The organism is Dethiosulfatibacter sp. (assembly GCF_983023055.1).
The window spans coordinates 1-2,225 of the sequence record NZ_CEZJXU010000428.1 but is presented as its reverse complement, the minus strand read 5'-3'; the positions used below and the strand labels follow the sequence as shown (position 1 = coordinate 2,225).

Below are 2,225 nucleotides of genomic sequence, written 5' to 3'. Positions count from 1 at the left end.
ATATTAAAGTATTGGAGATGATTTTATGAATATTGCTCTTTTAATTATAGACATGCAGAAGGAATTTATCGAATGGGATGATTCAAAAAAATCACTGCAAAAGGCTCTGGAATATATCAATGAAACAAGTGATGTTTTCAGAAAAGCAGGCAAGCCGGTTATTGTCATACAGGATGAAGAATCAGGAAATGGAATAGGTTCGGAGGGTTATGAACTGATTGAAGAACTTAAAATGGCAGATACTGACATTAGAATTTCAAAACTGTATTCCAATGGTTTCTGGAAAACCGACCTTGAAAGTACACTAAAAGACTTGAACGTTGAATTTCTTGTTTTGTGCGGATTTGCAGCTGAAAATTGTGTTCAGTTCACATTGAATGGAGCTGTTGAAAGAGGATTTAACGCTTCTTTGTTGCAATTCGGCATTGCCAGTAGAGATGAAAGACAGGTGGAAATGATCCATAATAAAAGACCTGTAATAAGCATAGAAGCGCTTGAATATTTCTTAAAAAATAATGAGTAAGGAGATATCGTATGGCTGGAAAACTTGGTAAAATGGATATGCTCAACTTGGTAGGCGGAATTATAATTACTCTCATGGGAATCAGCTATTTGTTTATTGATGAGATTACTAAGGGACTGTTTGAAATTCTTATTGGATTGTTTCTGCTGATTCCTGTAGTATACAAAAAATCGAAAAGAAGAGGATGACGATTAAAAATGAAGCCAATTATTTTGTGATTTCATAATCCTTGACATATTTTTCCAAGAATGTATAATAAATAGTATATATAAATGCTATGAAAGAGATTAGTAATTTTGTGGAATGTTGAAGAGAGTCCTTGTTGGTGGGAGAGGATACTGGAAACTGGATGAATGGACTCTGGAGCTTGCATCCTGAATAATAGTAGGGATGGACGTCAGGTGCGTTAAGCCATTGAGTGGGTTTCAACCAATAAGAGTGGTACCGCGGATTATATTCGTCTCTATATTTTTATATAGAGGCGTTTTTTTATAGCATTTTAAGAAAATACCATAAATGAATCGATATATCACTATAATAGGGAGGACAATATGTCTGAAAAGAAGAGAATATTTAGCGGAATACAGCCGTCAGGAGCACTGACTTTAGGTAATTATCTGGGAGCATTAAAGAACTGGGTTGCGCTTCAGGATGAATATGATTGTGTATACTGCATAGTTGACATGCACGCACTTACAGTTCCAAAGGAGCCAAAGGATTTGAGAAAGAATACACTGGAGGTTTTGGCGAATTATGTTGCTTGTGGACTTGATCCAGACAAAAGTACATTGTTCATCCAGTCTCACGTGCCTGCTCATGCTGAACTTGCATGGATAATGAACTGCTTCTCGTATTTTGGAGAACTTAGCAGGATGACACAGTTCAAGGACAAGTCAAAAAAGAATGAAGGAAATATAACGGCAGCTCTTTTTGATTATCCGGCGCTTATGGCTTCGGACATACTTCTCTATGATGCGGACCTTGTACCAGTAGGAGAAGATCAGAGACAGCACCTTGAGTTTACCAGGGATGTGGCACAGCGATTCAATAATAGATTCAGCCCGACTTTTGTAGTTCCTGAACCATATATTTCAAAGGTTGGAGCAAAAATAATGAGTCTTCAGGATCCGACAAGCAAGATGTCAAAATCAGATGACAATACGAATTCCTTCATATTACTAAGTGATTCCCCTGACGATATCATGAGAAAATTCAAAAGGGCTAAAACTGACTCTTCAGGTATAGTAAGATATTCAGATGAACAGCCTGGAATCAAGAATATGCTAGGTATGTATTCTAAAATCACAGGAGAATCAATAGATGGCATTGTAAATAAATATGAGGGGAAAGGCTATGCAGACTTTAAGGTGGATACTGCAGAGGTTGTAATTGAAGAATTGAGGCCTATAAGGGAAGAAGCCAGCAAGCTCCTCGGGGACAAGGCATATTTGCAGTCCGTATATCAAAAAGGTGCTGAAAAAGCTGAAGCGGTAGCCAGAAAAACACTCAGGAAGGTATACAAGAAGGTTGGATTCATTCCAAGATACTAGTAGTACATATTTAGTATAGCGATGTGTGAAAATGATTTGTTCAGCACGAATCAAAAAAATCATCTGTGAAATAGAAATATTTTAAAGGTGGTTTTTTATTGTCCTTTTGGGATATATCCGAATACAATTTGTTTCATAAACATAAGTGTTTC

The 2,225-nt window shown here is 36.8% G+C and carries 3 protein-coding genes and 1 other annotated feature; all 3 genes read left to right on the top strand.

What is annotated here, in order from left to right:
• The first annotated feature begins 25 nt into the window (after nt 1-25).
• The 3 genes from AC3AX0_RS11995 to trpS all read left to right on the top strand — a co-directional run bounded on the left by AC3AX0_RS11995 (nt 26) and on the right by trpS (nt 2,073).
• Complete coding sequence (locus AC3AX0_RS11995) at nt 26-523, top strand: isochorismatase family protein (RefSeq protein WP_487550516.1); 498 nt, start codon at nt 26-28, stop codon at nt 521-523.
• Between the two features lie 11 nt (nt 524-534).
• Nucleotides 535-711, top strand: a complete 177-nt coding sequence (locus AC3AX0_RS11990; RefSeq protein WP_487550515.1) for a hypothetical protein — start codon at nt 535-537, stop codon at nt 709-711.
• An 80-nt stretch (nt 712-791) separates the two neighbouring features.
• Nucleotides 792-991, top strand: a binding site (T-box leader).
• Nucleotides 992-1,074: 83 nt separating this feature from the next.
• Nucleotides 1,075-2,073 carry a tryptophan--tRNA ligase gene (trpS, locus tag AC3AX0_RS11985; protein ID WP_487550514.1) on the top strand — a complete coding sequence of 333 codons (999 nt, stop codon included), beginning with the start codon at nt 1,075-1,077 and terminating at the stop codon, nt 2,071-2,073.
• Nucleotides 2,074-2,225: the final 152 nt, after the last annotated feature.

Excerpts from the sequence above, each read along its gene's own strand:
- AC3AX0_RS11995 (WP_487550516.1), top strand. The coding sequence starts at position 26 with ATGAATATTGCTCTTTTAATTATAGACATGCAGAAGGAATTTATCGAA.
- trpS (WP_487550514.1), top strand. The coding sequence starts at position 1,075 with ATGTCTGAAAAGAAGAGAATATTTAGCGGAATACAGCCGTCAGGAGCA.
- AC3AX0_RS11990 (WP_487550515.1), top strand. The coding sequence starts at position 535 with ATGGCTGGAAAACTTGGTAAAATGGATATGCTCAACTTGGTAGGCGGA.